This window comes from Amycolatopsis sp. NPDC028719, assembly GCF_055565395.1.
The window spans coordinates 416405-439305 of sequence record NZ_JBVHUL010000002.1 but is presented as its reverse complement, the minus strand read 5'-3'; the positions used below and the strand labels follow the sequence as shown (position 1 = coordinate 439305).

Here is a 22901-nt window from a genome sequence, read left to right as displayed (position 1 = left end):
AACCGATTTCCCCAGAACGAAGGAATTCGCTTCGTTGACTTTGAACAGGCTATGGGCGTTGCCGGTTGGGCGTCAACGAGAAAAGGTGATCATCGGGGTCAACCAAATGGGCTGGTGGATCAACTTTCGATGTGAATGGGGCGGGATCGGGCAACCTTCCCGATTCGGGTGGCGTTATCCGGCTTCGGTCAGGTCGGTGGTCGCCGCGAGTTCGGCGGCGACGTCGGCGATGACCGGGATCGCGGGGTTGTCGTGGCCGGGTACCCACACGAGTTCGGTGCGGGCGACGTCGTTCTCGAGCGGTACGAACGCGACGCCGCCGCGTCGGAGGCTGTGGGAGGAGCGGGTCAGCCGGGTGATGCCGACGCCGGCCGCGACGAGGCCCAGGAGTCCCTGGACGGTAGCGGCCCGCTGGACGACGTGCGGGGTGAAGCCGGCGGCGGCGAAGTCGGCGTCGTAGCTGCGGTGCCAGGGTTCCCAGGTGCTGCGCGGGGTGAGCACCCACGGTTCGCCGGCCAGGTCGGCGAGCTTCAATGAGGCGCGTTCGGCGAGCGGGTGGCCGGCCGGGAGGACGGCGCACACTTCCTCGGTCAGCAGGGTCCGGGACGTGAGGCCTTCGACCAGGGGTGGCCGGGTGAACGCGAGGTCGAAGCGGCGTTCGCGCAGGCCGTCGACAAGTTCGGCGATCGGGGCTTCGGCCGTGGTCACCGTGAGGCCGGGGAAGCGCTCGCGGACGGCGCGGACGACCGGGGGCAGCAGGTAGTTCGCCGTGGTGGTGAGGAACGCGAGCCGGACGGTGCCGATCTCGCCGCGTACGGCGCGCGCGAGGGTCGCGACGGCTTCGTCGGCGCGGGCGAGGACCGCGCGTGCTTCCGGCAGGAAGAGTGCGCCGACGGCGGTGAGACGGGTTCCGCGGGGGTCGCGGTCGAACAGCCGGGTGCCGAGGGTGCGTTCGAGCACGGTGATCTGCTGGGAGAGGGACTGCTGGGCGATGTGCAGGCCGGCGGCGGCGCGCGTGAAGCTGGTTTCGTCGGCGACGGCGACGAAGTAGCGAAGCTGCCGAAGCTCAGGGGTCACAGGCTGGGACTGTAGCCCCGGCAGGAGATCGGTGTTGGCGGCGCGGTGGTGATCGTCCCCAGGATGGCAGGGAGGAATCCACTGGGAGGAACGCGAAGATGACGAACACCGACGGCCGCGTCTGGCTGATCACCGGCTGCTCTTCCGGGTTCGGCCGGGAGATCGCGCTGGCGGCACTGGCCGCGGGTGACCGGGTGCTGGCCACCGCGCGGCGGCCGGAAACCCTGTCCGGGCTGCGGGATCGTGGCGGGGACCGGGTCCGGACCGCGGCGCTGGACGTCACCGATGCCGGGCAGGTCGAGGCCGCGGTGGAGACGGCGCTCGAGGAGTTCGGCCGGATCGACGTCGTGGTCAACAACGCCGGCAACGGCTCGGTCGGCGCGGTCGAGGAGCTGACGCTGGAGGAGCTGCGCGCGCTGATGGAGGTGATGTTCTTCGGTGCGGTGGCGGTGACCAAGGCGGTGCTGCCGCACCTGCGGGCCCAGGGCAGCGGCACGGTGGTGCAGATCAGCTCGATGGGCGGTCAGTTGTCGATGCCGGGCTTCGGCGCGTATTCCGCGGCGAAGTACGCGTTGGAAGGCCTGTCCGAGGCGCTGGCGGCGGAGGTCGCGCCGTTCGGGGTGCGGGTGCTGATCGTGGAGCCGGGTGCGTTCCGGACGGAGTTCGGCGGCGGCCGGATGCACCGCTCCCGCGCGATCGACGCGTACGCGGTGTCGACGTCGGGCACACGGGACGCGGTCGAGTCGATGGACGGCACCCAGCCGGGCGACCCGGCCAAGGCGGCCGCGGCGATCGTCCGTGCGGTCGGCAGTGCCGACGCGCCGCTGCGCCTCGCGCTGGGAGCGGACGCCGTGGAAGCGATCCGGGCCCAGCACGAGGCGCTCGCGGCGGACCTGGCGGCCTGGGAGGAGGTCAGCCGGTCGACCGCGCTGGATTAGGCCGGGTCCTGCAGCAGGCCGAGGACGTTGCCGTCGGCGTCGGTGAAGGTCGCGACCAGGCGGCCGTTGCCGACGTCCTTCGGTTCGTCCTTGACCTTCGCGCCGGCGGCGGTCACCTCGGCGAGCTTGGCTGCGAGGTCGGTGACGTGCCAGTAGGTCACCGGGCCGGTCATGCCCTGCTGCGCGCCGTTCGGCACGAGGCCGATGTGCTGGCCTTCGGTGTCGTAGCCGACGTAGTAGGGGGCGTCGGCCTGGGGTTCGGTGCCGAGCAGGGCGGTGTAGACGGCTTTGGCGGCGGCGAGGTCGGTGACGGGGTGGAGAACGGTCTTGATCCCCTGGGTGCTCATCGCGGGTGCTCCTGAAGTCGGTGGTGCGGTACGGCGATGACGCTATTCGCGGTCCGCTGACCAGCGCTTCTCGATTCCTGATCGGTTGCGTGCGGTCCCTGGGGGCGTGGCCGGGGTCCCGGCGAAGTCGCGGGTTCAGCCACCTGGCTTCCGCTGCTGCCGTGCAACGGATCCCAGCCCACTCGCCCGCGCCCGCGGGCCGGGTTCAAGGTCGCCTCCGCTTCGGCAGGGCCCGCCTCAACCGCCGCAGGCTGGTGACTTTGCCGGAACCCTGGGGGACGGCGGGCCCGAATGCCGTGAATGACTCATTCCTGGCGCCGGACGCTGGGGGAGACTTCGCTCAGTCGAGCAGGGCGGTGAGGACTCCGTCGAGGAGGCGGACGCGGCGGTCGGCGATGCGGTGGACCTCGTCGTCGTGGGTGGCGACGATCACCGCCGCTCCCTCGGCGGCGCAGCGGCGCAGCAGCCGCAGGACCCGGGGGGTGCTGCCGGCGTCGAGGTGGGCGGTCGGCTCGTCGGTGAGCAGTACCCGGGGCTTCCCGGCCACCGCACGCGCCAGGGCGACCCGTTGCTGCTGCCCGAACGACACCTCGAGGGGGTAGCGGTCGCCGAGCTCGCCGATCCCCAGCTCGTCCAGCAGTTCGGTGACCCGGTCCTGGATCACCGCGGGGGACGGGCGGGGTATGTCGGAGCGCAGCCGCAGGGGCAGGGCGACGTTCTCGGCGATCGTCAGTTCGTTGGCGAGCCCGAGGGCCTGCGGCAGCACGGCGCAGGTGTGCCACGGCGGTGCGCCGCTGATGGGGACGCCGTCGAGGAGCACGCAGCCGGAGTCGGGGGAGTCGAACCCGCACAGCAGTGCCAGCAGTGCGCTCTTGCCCGACCCGGACCGGCCTGACACCGTGACGAGCTCGCCGGCGGCGACGCGGAGTTCGAGTCCGCGCAGCACTTCGATGTCGCCGCTGGGGTGGGCGAAGCTGCGGCGGAGCCCGACGGCTTCCAGCATGGACTCGGTCATGGCTGTGGTTTCCGTTCTTCGACGGCGTCGAGCGTGCCCTTGTGCAGCCGGGCCACGCGCGCGCCGAGGTCGATGAGGCGTTCGTCGTGGGAGGCGACCAGGACCGCGAAGTCCTGGTCCACCAGGTACTGCAGCGTGTCCAGCACGAGGTCGGCCGAGCCCTCGTCGAGCTGGGAGGTCGGTTCGTCGGCGAGGATCACCGTGGAGCGCGCGGCGAGCACGCACCCGAACGCGAGCCGTTGCTGCTGGCCGCCGGAGAGCGCGGAGATCTTCCAGTCGCCGGTGCCGTGCAGGCCGAGCTGCCCGAGGATGTCGCCGGGGTCGCAGTCTGTTCCGGCGGCTTCGGCCGCGGCCCGCAGGTTTTCGGCGACCGAAAGGTAGCCGAGCAGGTTGTCGGACGGGTTTTGGAACACCAGTCCCAGGTGGTGGCGCCGCAGGGCGCGCCGTTCGCGGTGCTTGAGCTTGCGGACGTCGGCGCCCTGGAAGGTCAGGGTGCCGCGCACGGGCTGTTCGAAGAGGCCGAGGACGCGCAGCAGCGTCGACTTGCCGGAGCCCGACGGTCCGGCGAACACGGTCATGCCGCGGGCGGGGACGTCGAAGCTGATGTCGTCGACGCCGGTGACGACGCCGGCCGGGGTCGGGTAGTCGACGCCGATGCCGCGCAGGGAGAAGATCGGTTTGTCAGGCACGGATCAGCTCCGCGGTCCGGGCGGTGCGCACCGAGCGCACCGCGATCCAGCCGGCCATGGCCACCACAAGCACGCCGACGACCAGCACGGTCAGCACGAACGGCAGCGGGTCGGGCAGCTCGGAGCGCGGCGCGAGGAAGGTCGCCGGGTCGAACCGCGGCACCGACAGCCCGGCCACGGAGATACCGCAGACCACGCCGACGACGATCGCCAGCCCGCTGAGCGCGCCCAGTTCCATCAGGTGGCTCGCCAGCAGGGTCCGTGGCCGCATGCCCATCCGCAGCACCAGTGCTCCGGCGAGGGCGTTCTGGCGGCGCCGGACCTCGACCGCGACGAGCAGGGCGAGGATCGCCACGACACCGAGGACCGCGCCGAGGAGCGCCACGAACGAGAACGTCCACGACACGACGAAGAACGGCAGGCTGTCCAGTGCGCTCTCGCGGCTGATCCGGTTGGGGATGAACACGCCCGCGGCGCGCAGGGCGGCGGTCGCGTCGGCCATCGGGGCACCGGTCAGGACGCTCCACTTCGGAATCCGGTCGAGCTGTCCGTGGTCGAGCGCGGTGCGGGAGACGACGTAGCCGGGGGAGGTGCCGATCATCGGGAACACCGGCAGGTCGGCGACGGTGACGGCGTCGCGCAGCCCGTCGGGCAGCTGGGCGGTCTGCTTCGCGGTGTGGCCGACGCGGATCACCGGCGTGCCGTTCGGGTTCGGCTGGGAGATCTGCCGCAGCAGCCCGTCGAGGTCGCCGGCCGGGACGTCGCCGGCGGCGGCGCCCTTGGTGAACGTCGCGGGGTCGACGACCAGCACGACGCCGCCGGTGCCGGTCAGTTCGCCGACGACGGTGCTGTTCTGCGCGAGCGCGGCGGGCATCGCGACGGTGCCCATCCCGATCGGGCTGTCGGTGTCGAGGCGGGCGTTGCCGCCGACGAAGATCGACGACTTCGTGTCGAGCGCGGCTTCCTGGCCGTTGGCGATGCCGATGCCGGTGGCCAGCGTGCCGATGGCGAGGGTGCCGATGACCAGGACGCCGGTCACCGGGGCGCGGGCGCCGGCCAGCCGCCGGATCGCCAGCTGCAGGGCCGGGCGCGACCAGAACCGGGCCCGGTGGGAGGCGTGCAGGGCCAGCCACGCCAGCCGCGCGGTCAGCAGGCCGACGGTGAGCACGACGAACACCGGGTAGGTCAGGGCCAGCGGATCGACCTGGGGTAATGGATTTCCGAGGCGTGAGCCGGTGCTGTAGTGGGCCAGGCGGGTCCAGCCGAGCCAGGCCATGCCGGCCGTCGCCAGCTCCCACGGGAAGTACCCGAGCAACCGCATCCGGTTGCCTTCGCGGCGGATGCGGCCGAGTTCGAACTCCCGGTGCGCCCGCACGGCGACGACCAGGGCCAGCAGCGCGAGCGACAGCACCAGCACGCCCGCGGCGACGACGCCGGCGCGCAGTTCGGCTTCGGGGTCGGGCACGCCGGGTGGGCCGTACACGCCGAGCAGCAGGCGGGCGGCGGCCGCGCCGAGGGCGCCGCCGAGCAGGATCGGGAGCCCGAGTTCGGCGACGGCGAGGCCGCCGAGGGCGCCCGGGCCGCTGCCGCGGGCGGAGAGCAGCCGCAGCTGGGCGTGCCGGCGCTGGTACCACTGGAGGGCGACGGTGCCGAGGCCGGCGCAGCCGACCAGGACGCTGATCAGCGCGAGCGGCAGGATCGAGACGAACACGTTGTCCTGGGCCTGGCGGGCGATCTGCACGGAGCGTTCGAACGTCGGGACGTCGGCGGCGACCAGGTTGCCGAGCCCTTGGGCGGTGAGGTCCGCGCGGACGTCGGCGATGAGGTCGCGAGAGCGTTCCAGCAGGTCTTCGGCCGCGCTGAGCGTGGCCGGGGCCGGTTCGTAGAACGAGATGTGGAAGTACTGGATCTTCGGCAGGCCGATCGCCGCGACCGCGTCGTCGAAGGTCTTGCGGTCGGTGGCGAACACGATGGAGTCGATCGGGTCGTTGGCCAGCCGGTCGACGACGGCGCCGGACTGCTGCGAGCACCACCAGCGCGGCGGCGGGTCGAGCAGGTCGCGGTAGATGCCGGTGACCGGCGGCAGCCCGATGCCCTGGATGCTGGGCTTGGCGCCGACGCCGATGTGCTCGGCGTCGGCCACGACGTTGCCGAGCCACAGCCCGGGCGCGCGGGTGCCCTGCTGCAGCGACAGGTTGTCCAGACCGGCCTGGTCGCGGTAGGCGAGGCGGATCTTGTAGTTCGGGTCGCCGTTGAACTGGGTCCCGGGCAGGACGGTGGTGTACTGGCCGACGACCGGCGCGCCGAAGCCGTGCGCGCCGGCGTGGCGCTGCACCGCGCCGGTGACGGCCGGGATGTCCTTGACCGGGATGTTGCCCTTGCCGAAGACCGGGCCGTAGCTGTCGGGGCAGGTGATCCCGCTCTGGTAGGCGATCGTCGCGCCGCCGGCGGCGGAGGCCTGCAGGACCGCGGCCGTGCCGAGGAAGCAGGCGAGCAGCGAGGTCACCGCCGCGACGATCAGGGTGAGCGGGCTGGAGAGGGCGGCCTTCGGTGCCGCACGCCACGGCTTGGTCACTCTGCGCTGTCCAATCGTCCCCCATTTCACCCGCATGGACGCGCACGCTACCGGCAGATCGCAGGAGATGGCACGTTTTTGTATCCGATTGTTGCTCACAGTCGGTCATCGACCGGCGAACCGGGAAAGAAGCAACGCGTGGCGCCATCCGGCCGGTTTAGTGGTCTGGACCTTGACGCCGATATTGGTCTGGTCCAATCCTGGAGACGTTCTCGCCGTGTTACGCCGCGGCACGGCTCCCGCCGGCACTGGAGCGCAGATGCGTCGACGCAGATCTTTCTCCCGAATGTCCGTTTTGCTGGCCCTGACGGCGATTTCGGCCGGTTCACTGGCCGGCGTGGCCGGGACCGCCCAGGCCGCGACGCCGCTGCCCGCGCACGTCTTCGCGCCCTACTTCGAGGCCTGGACCGGCGAGAGTCCCGCCGCGCTGGCCCAGCAGTCGGGCGCCAAGCACCTCACGATGGCCTTCATCCAGGCCGCCACCAAGGGGTCCTGCACCGTCTACTGGAACGGCGACACCGGGATGCCGATCGCGAACTCGACGTTCGGGCCGGACATCGCCACCATCCGCTCCCGCGGCGGCGACGTCATACCGTCCTTCGGCGGCTACACCGCCGACAACACCGGCACCGAGATCGCGGACAGCTGCACCAGCGTGGACTCGATCGCCGCGGCCTACGAGTCGGTGCTCACCACCTACGACGTCCCCCGGCTCGACATGGACATCGAGGACAACTCGCTCACCAACTCCGCCGGGATCGACCGCCGCAACAAGGCCATCAAGAAGGTCCAGGACCGGGCCGCGGCGTCCGGGCGGTCGCTGCAGATCTCCTACACCCTGCCCACGACCACCCGCGGCCTCGCCGACAGCGGCCTGGCCGTGCTGCGCAACGCCGTCGCCAACGGCACCCGCGTGGACGTGGTCAACATGATGACCTTCGACTACTACGACAACGCCGCCCACCAGATGGCCACCGACACCCAGACCTCGGCGAACGGGCTCGTCTCCCAGCTCGGCGCGCTGTACCCGGGCAAGACGCAGGCGCAGCTGTGGGCGATGGTCGGGATCACCGAGATGATCGGCGTCGACGACTTCGGCCCGGCCGAGACCTTCACGACCGCGGACGCGGCCACCGTCTACAACTGGGCGGTCGCCAAGGGCATCAACGAACTGTCGTTCTGGGCCCTGCAACGCGACAACGGCAGCTGCCCCGGCGGCGCCGCCGCGGACAACTGCTCCGGCATCGCCCAGGACACCTGGTTCTTCAGCCACGCCTTCGCGCCGTTCACCGGCGGCACGACCGTGCCCGGCAACGACTTCTCCCTCGCCGCCACCCCGGCCTCGGCCGCGGTGAACCCGGGTGCCTCGACCTCGGCCACGCTCAGCACCGCCGTCACGTCCGGCTCCGCCCAGCCGGTGACGCTGTCGGTGTCCGGCGCGCCTGCCGGCGTCACCGCGTCGGTCAGCCCCGGCTCGGTCACCGCGGGCGGCAACGCGACCCTCGCGATCGCCACGACGTCGGCCGCCGTCCCCGGCGTGTACCCGCTCACCGTGACCGGCGCCGGGGCCTCCGGCAGCCACAGCGCCACCTTCACCCTCACGGTCAACGGAACCGCGCCGGCCGGCTCGGTCGTCAACGGCGGCTTCGAGACCGGCGCACTGAGCCCGTGGAGCGCCGCGGGCGACGCGATCGTCGCGTCCCCGGCCCACTCCGGCACTCACGCGCTGCAGGTCGTGCCCACCTCCTCGGCCACCGGGGAAGCGGCGCAGAACGTCACGCTCGCGCCGAACCACGCCTACACGCTCAAGGCATGGGTGCAGGGCAGCTACGCCTACCTCGGGGTCCGGGGCGGCGCGAACGCCAGCACGTGGACCTCGAGCAGCGGCTGGACCCAGCTGTCGGTGCCGTTCACGACCGGCGCATCGGGTGCGGTGACGGTGTACGTCCACGGCTGGTACGGCCAAAGTGCCCTCTACGCCGACGACGTCACCCTCGGCTGATCCTTTCGGCGGCGGCCCGGTTGGGCAACGCGGAGGTTGGCCGGGCCGCCCTCGACCGAAAGACTCACGGGAGATCGTTCACCACCCGCGAGGAGATCCGATGCCGCACATCCCGCTCGACCCGCAGCTGCCCGGGATCTCGGCGCTCTTCGCCTACCGGCCGGAGACCGCGGCGCCGCTCGGGCAGCTGGGCCAGGTCCTGCTGCGCGGCCCCAGCACCCTGACGATCGGGGAGCGCGAGCTGATCGCCACGCTCGTCTCGCAGGGCAACGAGTGCCGCTTCTGCACCGGCAGCCACGCCGCGGTGGCGGCCCAGACCATCGAGGGCGGCCGGGCCGTCGTCGACGCCGCGTGCGGCGGAATCGACGACGCCCCGGTGTCGGCGAAGCTCAAGGCACTGCTGCGGATCGCGCTCGCCGTGCGGGAGACCGGCCGCGCGGTCACCGAGGAGCTGGTCGCCGCCGCCCGCGCGGAGGGCGCGACCGACACCGAGCTGCACGACACGGTCCTGATCGCGGCGGCTTTCTGCATGTTCAACCGGTACGTCGACGGCCTGGCCACGGTCGTGCCGGACGACGAGGCCGTGTTCGACCTGATCGGCAAGCGGCTGGTCGAGAACGGCTACGGCCGCTAGGGCACCAGGACGATCCGCCCCAGGCGGGTCCACGCATCACCCGCGTCGCGCAGGGGGACGCGTTCGTAATCGACGGTCAGTGCCCCGGTCATCGCGTGCCGCACCACCGTGAGGAGTGCTTCGCGGCGGCGGCCGGGGTCGAGCTCGTTGTTCGTGTAGCCGTGGATGTGCAGTGACTTGCCGCGCAGCACGGCCGAGGACACCGGGCACTCGTCGCCGGCCGCGCTCCCGAGGTTCACCGCCCGCCCGCCCGGGCGCAGGGCGCGCAGTGCCGCCGCGGCCGGGATCCCGGACACCGGGTCGATGACGAGGTCCACCGGGACTTCGCCGAGGCGGCGCGCCAGCCTTTCGACGTCGTCGTCCTCGGTCAGCCGCACGACGCTGTCCGCGCCGAGCCGCCGGGCCCGCTCCAGCGCGGCGGCCGAGCGCGCGCACGCGACGACGTGCCCGGCCCCGGCCACGCGGGCCAGCTGCACCGCCGACTGGCCGACCACCCCGCCGGCGCCCAGCACCAGCACGGTCTCGCCCGCGACCAGGTTTCCCTTCCCCGTCAAGCACATCCACGCCGCGACAGCCGACAGCCCGAGCGCCGCCACGAGCGCGGGATCCGCCCCCGGCGGCAGGACCACCAGGTCATCCGGGGCGACGACGGCGTGCTCGGCCATGCTGCCGTCCCCGGGGCGCATGCCCGCGGTCGTGGCGAACCAGACCGCGGTCCCGGCCGCCTCGGTCGGCGTCGGGCGCGTCAGCACCCCGACTCCCTGGACCCCCGGCACGTACGGCGTCTCCGGCGCGCCGAAGTAGGACGTGCCGGACGCGCAAAGCAGGTCGAGCGGGGTGATCGGCGCGGCCGTGACACTCACCGCGACCTCACCCGCCCCCGGCTCGGGCACCGGCCGGTCGGCCACCACCGGGGAACCGCCGGCCGCCCGGATCTCCGCCGCGCGCATCGGGCTCAGACGGGCTGGAGGACGAAGTCGTAGCGGGCCTCGAGCCACGGCCCGGCCGACTCGCCACCGTCCGGCGTCGGCCCCGGGTCGCGGGGCTCGAAGGTGACGACCAGCTCCTGCTTGGTGCCGAACACGACGTCGCTGTCGAGGTACTCGGCGCCCTCCTGGAACAGGTGCGTGATCAGCGGCTCGTAGCCGGCCGCGTTGATCAGGAAGTGCACGTGGGCCGGGCGGAAGTGGCTGATGTCCGTGCCGCGGATGAGCTCGCCGACCGGGCCGTCCATCGGGATCGAGTACCCCTTCGGCGCGATGGTGCGCAGGCAGTACGTTCCGTCGGCGCGCGTGGCGTACTTCGCGCGCAGCCGAGCCTCGTCGATGTCCGCGATCTGTGATTCGTACGCGCCTTCTTCGTCGGCCTGCCAGACGTCGAGGACCGCGCCGCCGACGGGGGAGCCGTCGAGGCCGCGGACGGTGCCGGTGACGTAGAGCGGGGTGCCGGGCAGGCCGTCGGACATGTCGCCGCCGAACTCCTTCTCCGGCGAGCCGTCGATGTGGAACGGGCCGAGCACGGTGGCCGGGGTCGCCTTGGCGTCGAAGGCGTGGTTCATCTGCACCACCAGCATGCTCAGGCCGAGCACGTCGGAGGCGAGGATGAACTCCTCCCGCTTTTCGTTGCTGATCTGCCCGGTTTCGGTCAGCCACCGCATGGCGGCCATCCATTCGGTCTCGCTCAGCCGCACTTCGCGGGCGAAGGCGTGCAGGTGCCGGACGAGGGCGGCCATGACCTCCGCCGTCCGCGGGTCGTGCGCGCTCGACCAGCGCTGCGCGGCGAGCTCGGTGATGTTGTCCTCGGTGACGAGCTGCATCGGCGTTCCTCTCAGCGTTGCGGGTCCGGCGGAACCGGCCGGTTGTTCAGGTCGACCGACAGGAAGATGTCGTTCGCGACCGGGTGGCGCAGCTCCTCGGCGAGCTGGCCGATCAGCCCGGCGGTCCGGGCCAGCAGCGCGAACCCGCGCAGCAGTTCCAGCGGCAGCCCGAGATCCGCCAGCGCGGCGCCGCAGACACCGGCGCCGTTGAGCGGCAGCGTCTTCCCGAGCACCTGGGGGTGCACGCGGCCGATGGCGGCGAACAGCTCCAGGTGCGGGCCGCGCAGGCCCTCCTCGTCCGCGATCTGGAACAGCCGCCGGGTGCGCGGGTCGCCGTCCTTGTGCACGTGGTGCCCGAGCCCGGGGACGAACTTCTTCTCCGCACGGCGGTTTTCGACGGTCTTCAGCGCGAGCGCGTCCCAGCCCGCCTCGTCCGTCGGTCGCTCGGTTTGCGTCAGGACGTCGTGCAGGAACCGGCCGCAGTCCTCGGTGACACCGAGGAAGCGCGACCCGCCGCCGAGCAGGCCGGCGGCCAGCGCGCCCTGGACCGAGTCGGGTGCGGACAGGTAGGTCAGCCGCGTCACGATCGCGGTGGGCGTGAAGCCGTGGTCGGCCAGCGCCGCGAGCACCGCTTCGAAGACCCGGGTCTCCCCTGAGGACGGACGTCGCTGCGTCGCGAGCCAGAAGGCCAGCTCGCCGAAGCCGACCGTGCCCATGACGTCCTCGGCGAGGTCTTGGCCGAGCAGGGTGATCTTGTCCTTGGTGGACGATCCGAGCGCGGTCTCGTAGGCGGGGTCAGTCATGCGGGGTCTCCGTGAGCCAGGCGCGCAGTTCGGCGCCGTGTTCGTCGAGCTCCGGCGGCGGCAGCCGGTAGGCAGCCGGGGTCGCGGAGAACCGGATCGGGTGCCGGGTCGTGGGGACGGCGCGGTCGCCGTCGCCGACCTCGACGATCGGGTCGAGGCCGAAGCGCTCGGCCATCGCGAACCCGCCGTCGATGGTGTTGATCGGTCCACACGGGACGCCGACCTTCGTCAGCGCGTCGAACCACTCCACCGCGCCGCGTTCCTTCAGCCGCTCGACCAGGACCGGCCGCAGCTCTTCCCGGTTCTTCGTGCGGTCGGCGTTGCGGGCGAACCGCGGGTCGTCCGGGACCTCGGGCAGGCCGAGGACCTCGCACAGCCGGCGGAACTGCCCGTCGTTGGCCGCGGCGACGATCAGGTCGTGGTCGGCGGTGGGCAGTGGCTCGTAGGGGAAGACGCTGGGGTGGGCGTTGCCCATCCGGTAGGGCACCACCCCGCCCGCCGCGTAGGCCGAGCTGTGGTTGACCAGCCCGGTCAGCGCGGAGGACAGCAGGTTGACCTCGACGTGCTGGCCTTCGCCGGTCGCGTCGCGGTGGCGCAGCGCGGCGAGGATGCCGATCACCGCGTGGTTGCCCGCCATCACGTCGAACACCGAGATCCCGGCCCGGTAGGGCGGTCCGTCCGGGTCGCCGGTCAGGCTCATCAGGCCCGAGATCGCCTGCACCATCAAGTCGTAGCCGGGCACGTGCGCGCCTTCACCCGAGCCGAAGCCGCTGATGGAGGCGTAGACGCTGCCGGGGTTGGCCGTTTTGACGGAGTCGTAGTCGAGGCCGTACTTGGCCAGGCCGCCGGGTTTGAAGTTCTCGATCACCACGTCCGCGCGGGCCGCCAGCTCGCGGGCGACGGCGGCGTCGGCCTCGTCGCGCAGGTCGAGGGCGATCGAGCGCTTCCCGCGGTTCACCCCGAGGTAGTAGGTCGAGACGTCGCCGCGCACCGGCGGCATCCACGTGCGCGTCTCGTCGCCCTGCGGCCCTTCGACCTTGACGACCTCGGCGCCCATGTCCGCGAGCAGCATCGTGGCGTACGGCCCGGCGAGCACCCGGGAGAAGTCCGCGACCAGCAGCCCGGTCAACGGGCCGGCAGCGCTGTGGTCCACCCGGCTCCTCACTTCCTGTCCGTCTGACGGACTCTTGTCCGCAGTTTGCTCCGGAGAGCGGCGACGGTCAAGACACCGCGGGCACAGTCACGTGCGGGACGTCGTGCAGCCGCGCGAAGTCGGCGCTGATCTCCCCGGCGGCCTGCAGCAGCAGCGGCAGGTGGTGCTCCAGGAGGCACTCCACCGACGTCTCGGCGGCGTGGCAGTTGACGTTGACCCCGGCGATCACCCGGCCCGAGCCGTCGCGCAGCGGCGCGGCCACCGAGCGGATGCCCAGCGCGAGCTGCTCGTCGGTGAGCGCCCACCCGCGGGCGCGGACCTCGCGCAGCTCGGCGTCTCGCTCGCCCCGGTCCGGCTGCCAGCGCGGGACGAGCCCGGACCGGGTCGGCTGGGCCAGCACCGCCTCCAGCTCGTCCGGCGGCAATGCGGCCAGCTGCACCTTGCCCAGCGACGTCGGCAAAGCCGGGAAGCGGGTGCCGATCTGCACGCTGAGCCCGACGATCTTCGGCACCGCGACCCGGGCGACGTAGACGATGTCGGAGCCGTCGAGCTGGGCGATCGAGCACGACTCGTTCGTGCGCTCGACCAGGCGCTCCAGGTGCGGCCGGGCGATGTCCCACAACCCCATCGAGTGGACGTAGGCGACGCCGAGGTCGAGCACGCGCGGGGTCAGGGCGTAGCCACGCCCGCCGGCCCGGACGTAGCCGAGCTCCTCCAGGGTCAGCAGGATCCGGCGGGCGGTCGGGCGGGCGAGGCCGGTGGCCGTGGCCACCTCGGCCAGGGTCATCTCCGGCCGCTGCGGCCCGAAGGCCGTGATCACCTCGAGCCCGCGCGCCAGCGCTTCGATGAAGTCGGGACCCGTTCCCTCGCGTGGCATGCGCGACCTCCCTCTGCAGTCCTGCCCGCAGCGTAGCGGCGGCGATCGACGGGGATTGACACCGGCGCGGCACTGGGCAAAGGTGACTTCACCGTTCGAGTGTCCGTAGAGCGGACGAGTGTACGCAACCGGAGGCAGTAATGACCGGACCGATCGTCCTGCGCGGCGGCACCGTGCTGACCCTCGACGACGCCCACCGGGTGCTGCCCGGCGAAGACGTCCTGGTCACCGGCGGCGAGATCGCCGCGATCGGGCCCGCGCTGGAGGTCCCGGCGGGCACGACCGAGATCGACGCCACCGGCGGGATCGTCATGCCGGGGATGATCGACACCCACCGGCACATGTGGCAGACGGCGATGCGCGGCTACGGCGCCGACTGGACGCTGACGCAGTACTTCGTCTGGTACTACCTCGAATGGGGCAAGGTGTTCCGCCCCGAGGACATCTACGCGGGCAACCTGCTCGGCGCGTGGGAAGCGCTCGAAGCGGGCGTCACGACCACAGTGGACTGGTCGCACGGCCTGCAGACCACGCAGCACGCCGACGCGGCGGCCGACGCGCTCGAATCCGTGCCCGGCCGGTTCGTGCTGGCCTACGGCAACATCCAGGACGCCCCGGCGACCTGGACGGCCACCCCCGAGTTCCGCGACTTCGTCTCCCGGCGCACGGGCGGCGACCTGGGCTTCCAGCTCGCCTTCGACGTCACCGGCGACCCGGCGTTCCCGGAGAAGCCGGCGTTCGAGGTGGCGCGCGAACTGGGCGTGCCGGTGACCACGCACGCCGGCGTATGGGGCGCGACCGGCGACGACGGCATCAAGCTGATGCACGACCACGGGTTCATGACCCCGGACACGATCTACGTGCACGGCGCGTCCCTCTCCGCGGACTCCTACCACCGGATCGCCGCGACGGGCGGGTCGGTGTCGGTGTCGACGGAGAGCGAGCAGAGCGCGGGCCAGGGCTACCCGCCCACCTGGGCGCTGCGGACATTCGGCATCCCGGTGTCGCTGTCGATGGACACGTCGGTCTGGTGGAGCGGCGACCTGTTCTCGGCGATGCGCACGACGCTGGGCGCGGACCGCTCGCGCGAGCACCTGGAGGCGCACGCGAAGGGCGAGACGGTGACGCACGCGGCGCTGCGGGCGGAGCAGGTGGTGGAGTGGGCCACCCGCGGCGGCGCGGCCGCGCTGGGCCGCCCGGACCTCGGCCGCCTGGAGGTGGGCAAGAAGGCGGACGTGGTGCTGCTGAAGAACGACCACTCACCGGTGTCGTTCCCGCTGCTGAACCCCTACGGCCACGTGGCGTTCCAGGCCCAGCGCGGCGACGTCCACACGGTGCTGGTCGGCGGCCGCATCGTCAAACGCGACGGCCGCCTGGTGGACGTGGACCTCCCGGCGGTCCGGCGGCGGGTGGAGTCGACGGTCGACTACCTGCGTGGGCAGCTGGGCGAGGAGGCGTGGGCGAAGGGGATGAACCCGGACATCCCGGCGGCGAAGGTCCTCGACAACCCGTACACGTACACGGACTACCAGAGCGACACCACGCACGGCGGCTGAGTCACCCACAGGATCCGCGGGCGTCACGCTCCGCACCCGGACCGCTGGGCCGTTCCACGGATTGGCGATCGCACCCGTGTGACCACCGGTGACAGCGCCGGCCCTCGCGGCTCACGGTGGAACCGTGGGAAGTGCGGGCCTGGACGACATCGCCGGGCGGCTGCTGATCCAGTGCCGGCCGCGCCAGGCACTCGTCGCCGCGGAGATCGCGCGGACGTGGGACGCCGGCCTCGTGCTCACCGGCGGAGACCTCGAGCGAACCGTCCGAGCCTTGCGCGACCGCGGGTTCACCGGCCCGCTCCTGTGCGACGCCGACCGGTATTCGGGGAGCAAGCGCGTCGGCGCCGGCCGGGGGACGCACCCGGCGTGGCTCGGCCGGCAGGCCGCGCTCGGGTTGCTCCCGCTCACCGATTCCGGGTACGTCGCCCTCTACGACATCCGCGGACTGCGCACGATCCTCCGGGCGGCGGCGCATCGTCGATCTCCGGTGGTGGCGGTACTGCCCCTGGCCGCACGCTGGTTCGCCACGAACGCCGCGTGCGGTGCCCTGATCCGCGAGATCAACGCGCGCGGGGTTCCGGTCGCGATCGCGGTCGAGCACCGCGACGACCCGTTCGGGATCCAGTACCTGGTCCGGCGGTTCCTCCGCCTGCTGGCTGCGGTCACGGTGCCGGTGATCCTCCTGAGGTCCGACATCGCCGCCGTGGGCGCGCTGTGCCACGGAGCGCACGCGGGCGCGGCCGGCACGACCAGCGCACTGCGCCACACCTATCCCCACCAGCTGCGCGGACGGCCGCCCCGTCCCGGGATCTCGGCGTTCGTCACCCCGCTGCTGGCCTACCACCGCCTCGAAACGCTCGGCCGGGTCTTCGCGGGAACTCCTGACCTGGCGCAGCTGTGGCCGTGCGCCTGCCCGGTGTGCGAGGGGCGGACCCCGGCGGGTCTCGGCTCGGCCGAGGAAGTGTCCCGGCACTCGGTGCACGAACTGCTCGCGTTGCACGCCGACCTGCGGCGCGCCCGTACCCGGGCAGCGATGATCAGCGCGTGGCACGAGCACTGCAGCCACGCGCTCGGCGTGCACGACCAGGTCGCCGAGGAGGTGCCGGGGTGGCGGGCGCCGGCCGGGGTGCGCGGCTGGGTCAAGGTCACCGACGACCCGCTTCCCGCCCGCGGCGGCATTCCCGCCCAGGAACCGAGGCGATCGCCGGAGCACGTGGTGGCGCGCGAACCGTGACGCGGTACCGTGCGGTCGTGGTCCAGGTCTTCATCCAGCCCGCCTACGGCACCGCGGACGCCCGCCGGTACGGGGCCGAGTCGCTGGAGAAGACCGTCGCCTACCGGGCCTACGCCGACCTTCTCGATCCGGCCGACCTCGCCCGCCTGGACGCGCTGCACCCCGGCGGGCGGGCGCGGTTCTGGGGCGCCAAGGACAAGTACGACCGCCGGATGGACACCGTGCGCACCGGGGACGTCGTGCTGTTCACCGGCCGCAAGCACGTCCAAGCCGCCGCCGAAGTGGGGCACGGCTTCCGGAACCCCGCCTTCGCTCGTCGGCTGTGGACCCCCGACCCGGGGAAGTGCCTGTTCAGCAACGTCTACAGCCTGCGTCGCTACCGGACTGTCGGGCTGCCCTACGAAGCGCTCTGGGCGTTGCCGGGCTTCACCGAAGGCGACAACTTCATGGGCCTGCGCTTCCTGGACGACGCGAAGTCGGCCGCGGTCGTGGGGTTGCTCAAGCCGGCTTGAGCCCGGCCGGGCGGGCGAAGGGGTAGCCGGGCAGGCGGACGCGGCGCGCCCGGCGGTCGCTCAGCTCGACGTTCACCCCGGCGCACCACAGCCCGGCCAGTGCCGGGTGAACGTCCGAAGACGACACAGCGGACACCGCGGGCACCCCGGTCAGCTCCGGGCGCGCCGCGATCGCGGCCGAGAACTCACCGCCGAAGTCGACGACGACGGCCGCCCGGCCGCCGGTGGCGGCGAGCAGCGCCGACGCGTCCGGGGGTGCGGTGAGGTGTTTGGCCCACAGCCGGGTGTCGAGCGGCCGCCCGGCGGGCAGGATGCCCGCCGGAGTGGCGATCGGCACGGCGGGCGGGGCGAAGGTGACCTCGTCGAGTGCGGCGGTGAGGGTGCCCCGGTCGAGGGCTTCGGCCAGGCGCGCGCCGTCGGCGAAGGACAGGGCCCCGGCGGCGACGGCGGCGCTCAGGTGCCCGGTGCCGTCGCCGGTGACGACGTCCGGCGCCGCGCCGCGGGTGGTGAACTCCGCGAGCAGAGCGTGCTGCCCGGCGAACGCCGCCGGGCCGAAGGCGAAGACCACCCGGACCGGACGCGTCCGGTCGACGACTCCGGCATGCCCGGTGCCGGCGCGCAACCCGGTCACGGCTTCGGCGACATCCCCGGCGACGACGGCGAAGCGGTGAGGGAACCGTTCGCGGCCACGGTCCAAGGTGGCCGCGACGCCCGCGAGGTCGACGCCGTCGGCGGCGGTGAGGTGCTCGGCCAGCCGCCGCCGCGCTTCGGCGAGTGCGCCGGGGGTCGCCGCGGACACGGCGAGCACCTGCCGCCCGCCGGGCACGGGACCCGCCGGCGGCGCGGCGATGCCCGTCGACGCTACCGCGGGCTCCGGCGGTGCCGCCGCACTCACCGGCTCGCCGGCCGGTACCGCAGCGGGCGTGGTCTCCGGCGCCGAGGTCGCGGAGGCACGCGCGGGCTCCACCGCGTCGGTGGGGGCGAGACCGACCGGCGCGACGTTCGCCAGCAACGCCACCTGGGCCCGCACCGTCGTGTGCCGCAGCAGGTCGCCGATCGTCGGGGCCGTCGCGAACCGGGCCCGGAGGTTCGCCTGCAGCTTCACCAGGATCAGCGAATGCCCGCCGACGTCGAAGAAGTTGTCGTCCATCGCGAACGTGTCGTGCTCGAGCAGCTCCGCCCACGCCGCCCGCACCAGGTCCACAGTGGAGTCCGCCGGTGCGACGACCGCGGGCACCACCGGAGCGGGCGCGACGGCGGGAACCGCCGCATCGACCTCGGGCAGCCGCCGCCGGTCGATCTTCCCGTTCGGCGTCAGCGGCATCCGGTCCAAGGGCACCAGGTACCGGGGCACCGCGAACGCCGGCAGCACCTCCCGCGCGTGCCGCCGCAGCTCTTCCACCGTGCCGCCCGGGCCGAACACCACGTACGCCGCGATCTCCTTCTCCCCACGGCTGTTCAGGCACACCCGGACGAACGCCGCCTCCACCGACGCGTGCGCCGCGAGCGCCGACTCGACCTCGCCGAGCTCGACGCGCTGGCTGCGGATCTTCACCTGGTTGTCGTTGCGGCCGATGAACTCCAGCCGCCCGTCCGGCAGCCACCGCACCCGGTCGCCCGTGCGGTACAGGCGAGCGCCCGGCACGCCGGAGTACGGGTCCGGGATGAAGCGCCGCGCCGTCTCGCGGGGATTGCCCAGGTAGCCGCGGGTGACGCCGGTGCCGCCCAGCAGCAGCTCACCCGGCACCCCGCGGGGCGCCCGGCGCATCGTGGCGTGGTCGAACACGACGTGGCCGTCGGTCTCCGGGACGACCGAGCCGATCGACAGCGTGCGCGTGTGCTCCTCGATCGCCGTGACCGGCGTCCACGTCGAGGTGAACGAGTTCTCCGTGGGCCCGTAGCTGTGCAGCAGGGTCCCGGGCGCGCACCAGCGCAGCGCCTTCTCCATGTGCGGCACCGAGATGATCTCGCCTCCGAAGTACACCCGGCGCAGGCCGGGGAACAGGTCGGGCACGTCCTCGATCAGCCGGTTCAGCAGCGGCGTCGACACGATCAGCGTGGTGATCCCGCGCTCGCGGAACGCCGTCCGCAGCTCCGGCGGGCTCAGCGTCAGCTCCTTGTCGAAGATCACCAGCTCGGCGCCGTGGGTGAGCGCGCCCCAGACCTCGTAGGTCGCGCCGTCGAAGTTCAGCGGCGAGAGCTGGGAGACGACGTCGGTGTGGTGCAGCGGCACGAAGTCGGGCCGGTCCAGCAGCCGGACGAACCCCGAGTGGGGCCACACGACACCCTTGGGCCGGCCCGTCGAGCCGGACGTGTAGAGCACGTTGAACACCGACGCCGGGTCGATCGCCACCGCCGGCGGGGTGGCCGGGTGGCGGGCGGCCTCGGCGAGCGCTTCGTCGACGAGGTAGATCGGGCACTTGGGCAGCCGCACCCGCTCGACGAACCCGGGCGCGCCGATCACCAGCCGCGGGCGGGCGTCGTCGATCACCATCTGCAGCTGCGCGTCGGGGTAGGCCGGGTCGAGCGGCACGTAGGCCGCGCCCGCCATCAGCGTGCCCAGCCAGAACACCACCGACGTCGGCCCCGGTGGCAGCAGCAGCGCCACCAGCGACTCGGCGCCGGCCCCTTCGGCGCGCAGCCAGTTCGCGACCGACGCCGCGCGCCCGACGAGCTCGGCGTAGGTGAGCACCTCGTCGTGGTAGCGCACGGCCACCGCGTCCGGTCGCAGCTGCGCGTGCCGGCGCACCAGGTCGGGCAGCAGAACGCGGTTGACCGGCTCGCGTTCGGTCTCCGGACGGGCCGGCACGAAGGGGTCGCACGCGGCGACGAGCGAGCCGCAGCTCGCGGCCGGGTCGGCGACGGCGTCGGTGAGGAGCTTGACCAGCTGGGCGAGCAGCAGTTCGGCGGTGCTGCCGCGGTACACGAGCGTGTCGTGGTCGACGCGCACCCGCAGGTGCGCCTCGCCTTCCAGCGCCGCCAGCGACAGGTCGTACTTGCCGGCGGCGGTCTCGTGTTCGACGACCCGGACGGTCGTGTCCCCGGCGGTCCAGGTCTGCTCCTGCTCCGGGAAGTACATGAAGACGCTGTTGTCGATGAGGGCCGCGCCGCCGTCACGCCGGATCTCGCGCAGCCGCGCCGAGGGCACGGCCGAGTGCTCGAGCGAGTCGAGCACCTGGTCGCGGACGCGGTCGACGAGTGTGGTGAAGGATTCGGCGAAGCCGAGGCTGCTGCGCACCGGGAGAACCCGGGCCAGCAGGTCGACGCGGTCCTCGTTCTCCCCGGTGCGCGAGGCGAACAGCATGCCCGTGGTGCCGTCGCCGGTGGCGCTCCACGCGTGCAGCAGGGTCAGCCACGCGCTCAGCACGACCACCGCGGGCGACGCCAGCCGCTCGCGGGCCACCGCGCGGACACGGTCGAGGACCTCGCCGGACAGCACGTGCTCGTGGAAGCCGGCCACCCCCGGCACCGAGCCGGGCCGGTTCAGGTCCGCGATCGGGGCCAGCGACGGCGGCTGGTCGGCGAGCAGGCCCGCCCAGTACGACGTGAGCTCATCCGGTGATACGTCCACAGTGGACGGCTCGGTGGGCAGCGGCGCGTCCCACGGCGCGTTCCCGGCCGTCCGCGACGCGTAGGCGTGCGCGAGGTCGCGCAGCAGGATGCCCTGCGACCAGCCGTCGGACACGATGTGGTGCACGGCCAGCACGAACAGCGCACCGTCGTCGGCGGTCAGCAGCGTGCCCCGCACGAGCGGCTCGGAGGTGAGGTCGAACGGCTGCGACGCGACCGCGGCGGCCCACTCCAGGGCCGCGGCACGGTCGTAGCGGCCCGGCCGCCGGTGCTCGGCGAACGGCACCGGCGGCCGCTCGTGCACCACCTGCACGAGCTCGCCGCCCTCGGCGTGGAAGGCACTGCGCAGGTTGGGGTGCCGCTCGACGACGTCGCCGAGCGCGGCCCGCAGCGCCCCGACGTCGACGCCGGGGGTGAACTCCAGGTCGAGCGGGATGGTGAACCGGGCGGACTCCGGCTCCCGCTGCATGGCCAGCCACACCTCGGTCTGTTCCGCCGTCGCCGGCCTGCGCGCCTCGATCACGGTGCTCCCCTCGAGAATCAGTTGCCGGCCTGGCGCCGCACGACGAAGTCGGCGATCGTGCTGATGGACCGGAAGTTCACCGGCGTGAAGTCGGTGTCGGAGATGGCCACGCCGAACTGCTGCTCGCAGCGGGCGCGCAGTTCGATGAACCCGAGCGAGTCGAGCCCGAGGGTTTCCTGCAGGCTGTCTTCGGCGTGGATGCCGTCGGCCGGGACGTCGACGTACAGGTCGGCGACCAGGATCTCGCGCAGCGTGTTCTCCAGGCTGGTCTTCGGCGACATGGGCGCTTGCCTCACTCTCGGGTTCCCGCGGGCAGGGGCGTGCCCGCGTGCTTCCCGGCCCGGTGCACGAGCCGGTCGGTGGCCGGGGTCGGGATGCCGCGGCGGGCCCCGGCGGCGCGGATCGGGCCGGCGATCGCGGCGAGCTCACCGGCCACGCCGCGTTCGGCGTCCCGCTGCAGCGACGTGCGGGTCCGGCCGGGTGCGCGGGTGAGCGCGCGCAGCACGCGGCCGCGGTCCAGGCGGGCGCCTTCGGCCCGGCCGACCGCGCAGGCCTCGTCCGCGCAGGCGAGCATCAGCCGGCTCAGCTCGTCGTCGGCGCGGACCCGCTCGAGCGGACCGGCGGCGCACGTCGTGGCGAGGGCCAGCGGGGCGAGCAGCGCGAGCTTGCGCCACAGGACGTCGGCCGCGGTTCCGCCGTCGGTGCAGCCGATCCCGGCCGCGGTCAGGGCCGCCGAGACGACCGCGGGCGGCCCGGCCAGGTCGATCTCGGTGAACAGGGACTCCAGCCGGACCTCGCCGGCCGCGGTCCGGGCGGCCTCGATCCGGATCGCGGCCGCGACCACCCGGTCGCCGAAGCGCGCCCGCAGCGGCGGCAGGTGCCCGAGCCCGTTGAGCAGCGGGACGACGACGCCGGGTTCGGCCGTCACGCTCGTCAGGGCGCCGGCCAGGTCGGGGTGCTTGACGCAGATCCACAGCACGTCGACCGGCTCGGCCAGGGTGGCGGCGGCCGGGACCGCGGCGGTGAAGCTCTCGCGGATCCCGTGGTGCACCGTCACGGTGCCGGGGTAGCGGGGGAGAGCGGCGGCCCGCAGCAGGAGCGTCACGGTCTCTCCGCCGCGCGCGAGGGCGGCGGAGAGGGCGAGCCCGACCCCGCCGCCGCCGAGGATCGCGTGCCGGCTCATGCGGACCGGCGGACCGAGCGCGGGGCGATGTCGCGCCACGTGTCGGCGACGTGGTCGAGGCAGGCTTCCTCGGTGCCGGTGAACCCGGTCGCGTGCCAGCCCGGCGGCACCGCGATCCCGGCCGGCCAGACCGAGTACTGCTCTTCGTCGTTCACCACGGCGACATGCGTCGCACCGTCGTCTTCCGGCACTTTCGCCCCCACTCCGCACCGCCTGCCGCAGCTATCGAAATCGACGGTAGCGAGTCCCGGACACCCGCCCTTCTCCATTTCTGCGCATTCGCGGAAGATGATCCGGCGTGTCGGAAAACCTATTCCAAAATGCTGTGATCTGAGCCACAAAGCGTTTTGGTTGCCGTGCGCGGTGGCGGGCTGCCACTTTGAGAACCAGGGGCAAT

At 72.8% G+C, this 22901-nt stretch carries 20 protein-coding genes; 6 read left to right on the top strand and 14 right to left on the bottom strand.

Annotation, left to right across the window (positions count from 1 at the left end):
- Positions 1 to 174: 174 nt before the first annotated feature.
- On the bottom strand, positions 175 to 1077 hold the full coding sequence (locus ACZ4TR_RS10035) for a LysR family transcriptional regulator (RefSeq protein WP_465286714.1): 903 nt from the start codon (positions 1075 to 1077) through the stop codon (positions 175 to 177).
- Positions 1078 to 1175: 98 nt separating this feature from the next.
- On the opposite strand from ACZ4TR_RS10035, the gene ACZ4TR_RS10030 reads away from it, so the two are divergent.
- Positions 1176 to 2015: an oxidoreductase gene (locus ACZ4TR_RS10030; protein WP_465286713.1), complete on the top strand. Its 840-nt coding sequence runs from the start codon at positions 1176 to 1178 to the stop codon at positions 2013 to 2015.
- On the opposite strand, the gene ACZ4TR_RS10025 is transcribed toward ACZ4TR_RS10030, so the two are convergent.
- The 4 genes from ACZ4TR_RS10025 to ACZ4TR_RS10010 form a co-directional block, all read right to left on the bottom strand.
- Positions 2012 to 2362 (bottom strand): VOC family protein, encoded by a 351-nt coding sequence (locus ACZ4TR_RS10025; protein WP_465286712.1) that lies wholly within the window; start codon positions 2360 to 2362, stop codon positions 2012 to 2014. The genes ACZ4TR_RS10030 and ACZ4TR_RS10025 overlap by 4 nt on opposite strands.
- Positions 2363 to 2702: 340 nt before the next feature.
- A complete protein-coding gene (locus tag ACZ4TR_RS10020) occupies positions 2703 to 3377 on the bottom strand; it encodes an ABC transporter ATP-binding protein (RefSeq protein ID WP_465286711.1) in 675 nt (224 codons plus the stop codon).
- A complete protein-coding gene (locus ACZ4TR_RS10015) occupies positions 3374 to 4066 on the bottom strand; it encodes an ABC transporter ATP-binding protein (RefSeq protein ID WP_465286710.1) in 693 nt (230 codons plus the stop codon). The genes ACZ4TR_RS10020 and ACZ4TR_RS10015 overlap by 4 nt, the downstream gene beginning before the upstream one ends.
- A complete protein-coding gene (locus ACZ4TR_RS10010) occupies positions 4059 to 6641 on the bottom strand; it encodes an FtsX-like permease family protein (protein ID WP_465286709.1) in 2583 nt (860 codons plus the stop codon). The genes ACZ4TR_RS10015 and ACZ4TR_RS10010 overlap by 8 nt, the downstream gene beginning before the upstream one ends.
- A gap of 286 nt (positions 6642 to 6927) precedes the next feature.
- Here ACZ4TR_RS10010 and ACZ4TR_RS10005 point away from each other — a divergent pair, with 286 nt between their 5' ends.
- Positions 6928 to 8643, top strand: a complete 1716-nt coding sequence (locus ACZ4TR_RS10005) for a glycosyl hydrolase family 18 protein (RefSeq protein ID WP_465286708.1) — start codon at positions 6928 to 6930, stop codon at positions 8641 to 8643.
- 100 nt (positions 8644 to 8743) lie between these two features.
- Complete coding sequence (locus ACZ4TR_RS10000) at positions 8744 to 9277, top strand: carboxymuconolactone decarboxylase family protein (protein ID WP_364521584.1); 534 nt, start codon at positions 8744 to 8746, stop codon at positions 9275 to 9277.
- Here the strand turns inward: ACZ4TR_RS10000 and ACZ4TR_RS09995 are convergent.
- The 5 genes from ACZ4TR_RS09995 to ACZ4TR_RS09975 form a co-directional block, all read right to left on the bottom strand.
- Positions 9274 to 10227 (bottom strand): quinone oxidoreductase family protein, encoded by a 954-nt coding sequence (locus ACZ4TR_RS09995; RefSeq protein WP_465286707.1) that lies wholly within the window; start codon positions 10225 to 10227, stop codon positions 9274 to 9276. The two genes, ACZ4TR_RS10000 and ACZ4TR_RS09995, sit on opposite strands and share 4 nt — an antisense overlap.
- Positions 10228 to 10232: 5 nt before the next feature.
- Entirely contained in the window at positions 10233 to 11093 is an 861-nt protein-coding gene (locus tag ACZ4TR_RS09990; RefSeq protein ID WP_465286706.1) for a dioxygenase family protein, read from the bottom strand.
- Positions 11094 to 11104: 11 nt separating this feature from the next.
- On the bottom strand, positions 11105 to 11896 hold the full coding sequence (locus ACZ4TR_RS09985; protein ID WP_465286705.1) for a citryl-CoA lyase: 792 nt from the start codon (positions 11894 to 11896) through the stop codon (positions 11105 to 11107).
- Positions 11889 to 13049 carry a CaiB/BaiF CoA transferase family protein gene (locus ACZ4TR_RS09980; RefSeq protein WP_364521588.1) on the bottom strand — a complete coding sequence of 387 codons (1161 nt, stop codon included), beginning with the start codon at positions 13047 to 13049 and terminating at the stop codon, positions 11889 to 11891. The genes ACZ4TR_RS09985 and ACZ4TR_RS09980 overlap by 8 nt, the downstream gene beginning before the upstream one ends.
- A gap of 67 nt (positions 13050 to 13116) precedes the next feature.
- Positions 13117 to 13926 carry an IclR family transcriptional regulator domain-containing protein gene (locus ACZ4TR_RS09975; protein WP_465286704.1) on the bottom strand — a complete coding sequence of 270 codons (810 nt, stop codon included), beginning with the start codon at positions 13924 to 13926 and terminating at the stop codon, positions 13117 to 13119.
- A 140-nt stretch (positions 13927 to 14066) separates the two neighbouring features.
- Between ACZ4TR_RS09975 and ACZ4TR_RS09970 the strand changes: the two genes are divergently transcribed.
- The 3 genes from ACZ4TR_RS09970 (at position 14067) to ACZ4TR_RS09960 (ending at position 17228) form a co-directional block, all read left to right on the top strand.
- Positions 14067 to 15482, top strand: a complete 1416-nt coding sequence (locus ACZ4TR_RS09970; RefSeq protein WP_465286703.1) for an amidohydrolase family protein — start codon at positions 14067 to 14069, stop codon at positions 15480 to 15482.
- A gap of 124 nt (positions 15483 to 15606) precedes the next feature.
- Complete coding sequence (locus ACZ4TR_RS09965) at positions 15607 to 16716, top strand: hypothetical protein (RefSeq protein WP_465286702.1); 1110 nt, start codon at positions 15607 to 15609, stop codon at positions 16714 to 16716.
- Between the two features lie 17 nt (positions 16717 to 16733).
- Entirely contained in the window at positions 16734 to 17228 is a 495-nt protein-coding gene (locus ACZ4TR_RS09960; RefSeq protein WP_465286701.1) for a hypothetical protein, read from the top strand.
- On the opposite strand, the gene ACZ4TR_RS09955 is transcribed toward ACZ4TR_RS09960, so the two are convergent.
- Genes ACZ4TR_RS09955 through ACZ4TR_RS09940 form a run of 4 tightly spaced genes read right to left on the bottom strand, consistent with a single transcriptional unit; the run spans position 17215 to position 22695 of the window.
- The gene (locus tag ACZ4TR_RS09955; RefSeq protein WP_465286700.1) at positions 17215 to 21321 is read right to left on the bottom strand and encodes a non-ribosomal peptide synthetase; all 4107 of its coding nucleotides are present in this window, start codon (positions 21319 to 21321) and stop codon (positions 17215 to 17217) included. The two genes, ACZ4TR_RS09960 and ACZ4TR_RS09955, sit on opposite strands and share 14 nt — an antisense overlap.
- A gap of 17 nt (positions 21322 to 21338) precedes the next feature.
- Complete coding sequence (locus tag ACZ4TR_RS09950) at positions 21339 to 21602, bottom strand: acyl carrier protein (RefSeq protein ID WP_364521595.1); 264 nt, start codon at positions 21600 to 21602, stop codon at positions 21339 to 21341.
- Between the two features lie 11 nt (positions 21603 to 21613).
- Entirely contained in the window at positions 21614 to 22504 is an 891-nt protein-coding gene (locus ACZ4TR_RS09945) for a ketopantoate reductase family protein (protein WP_465286699.1), read from the bottom strand.
- The gene (locus tag ACZ4TR_RS09940) at positions 22501 to 22695 is read right to left on the bottom strand and encodes an MbtH family protein (protein ID WP_465286698.1); all 195 of its coding nucleotides are present in this window, start codon (positions 22693 to 22695) and stop codon (positions 22501 to 22503) included. Before ACZ4TR_RS09940 ends, ACZ4TR_RS09945 begins: the two co-directional genes overlap by 4 nt.
- Between the last annotated feature and the right edge of the window lie 206 nt (positions 22696 to 22901).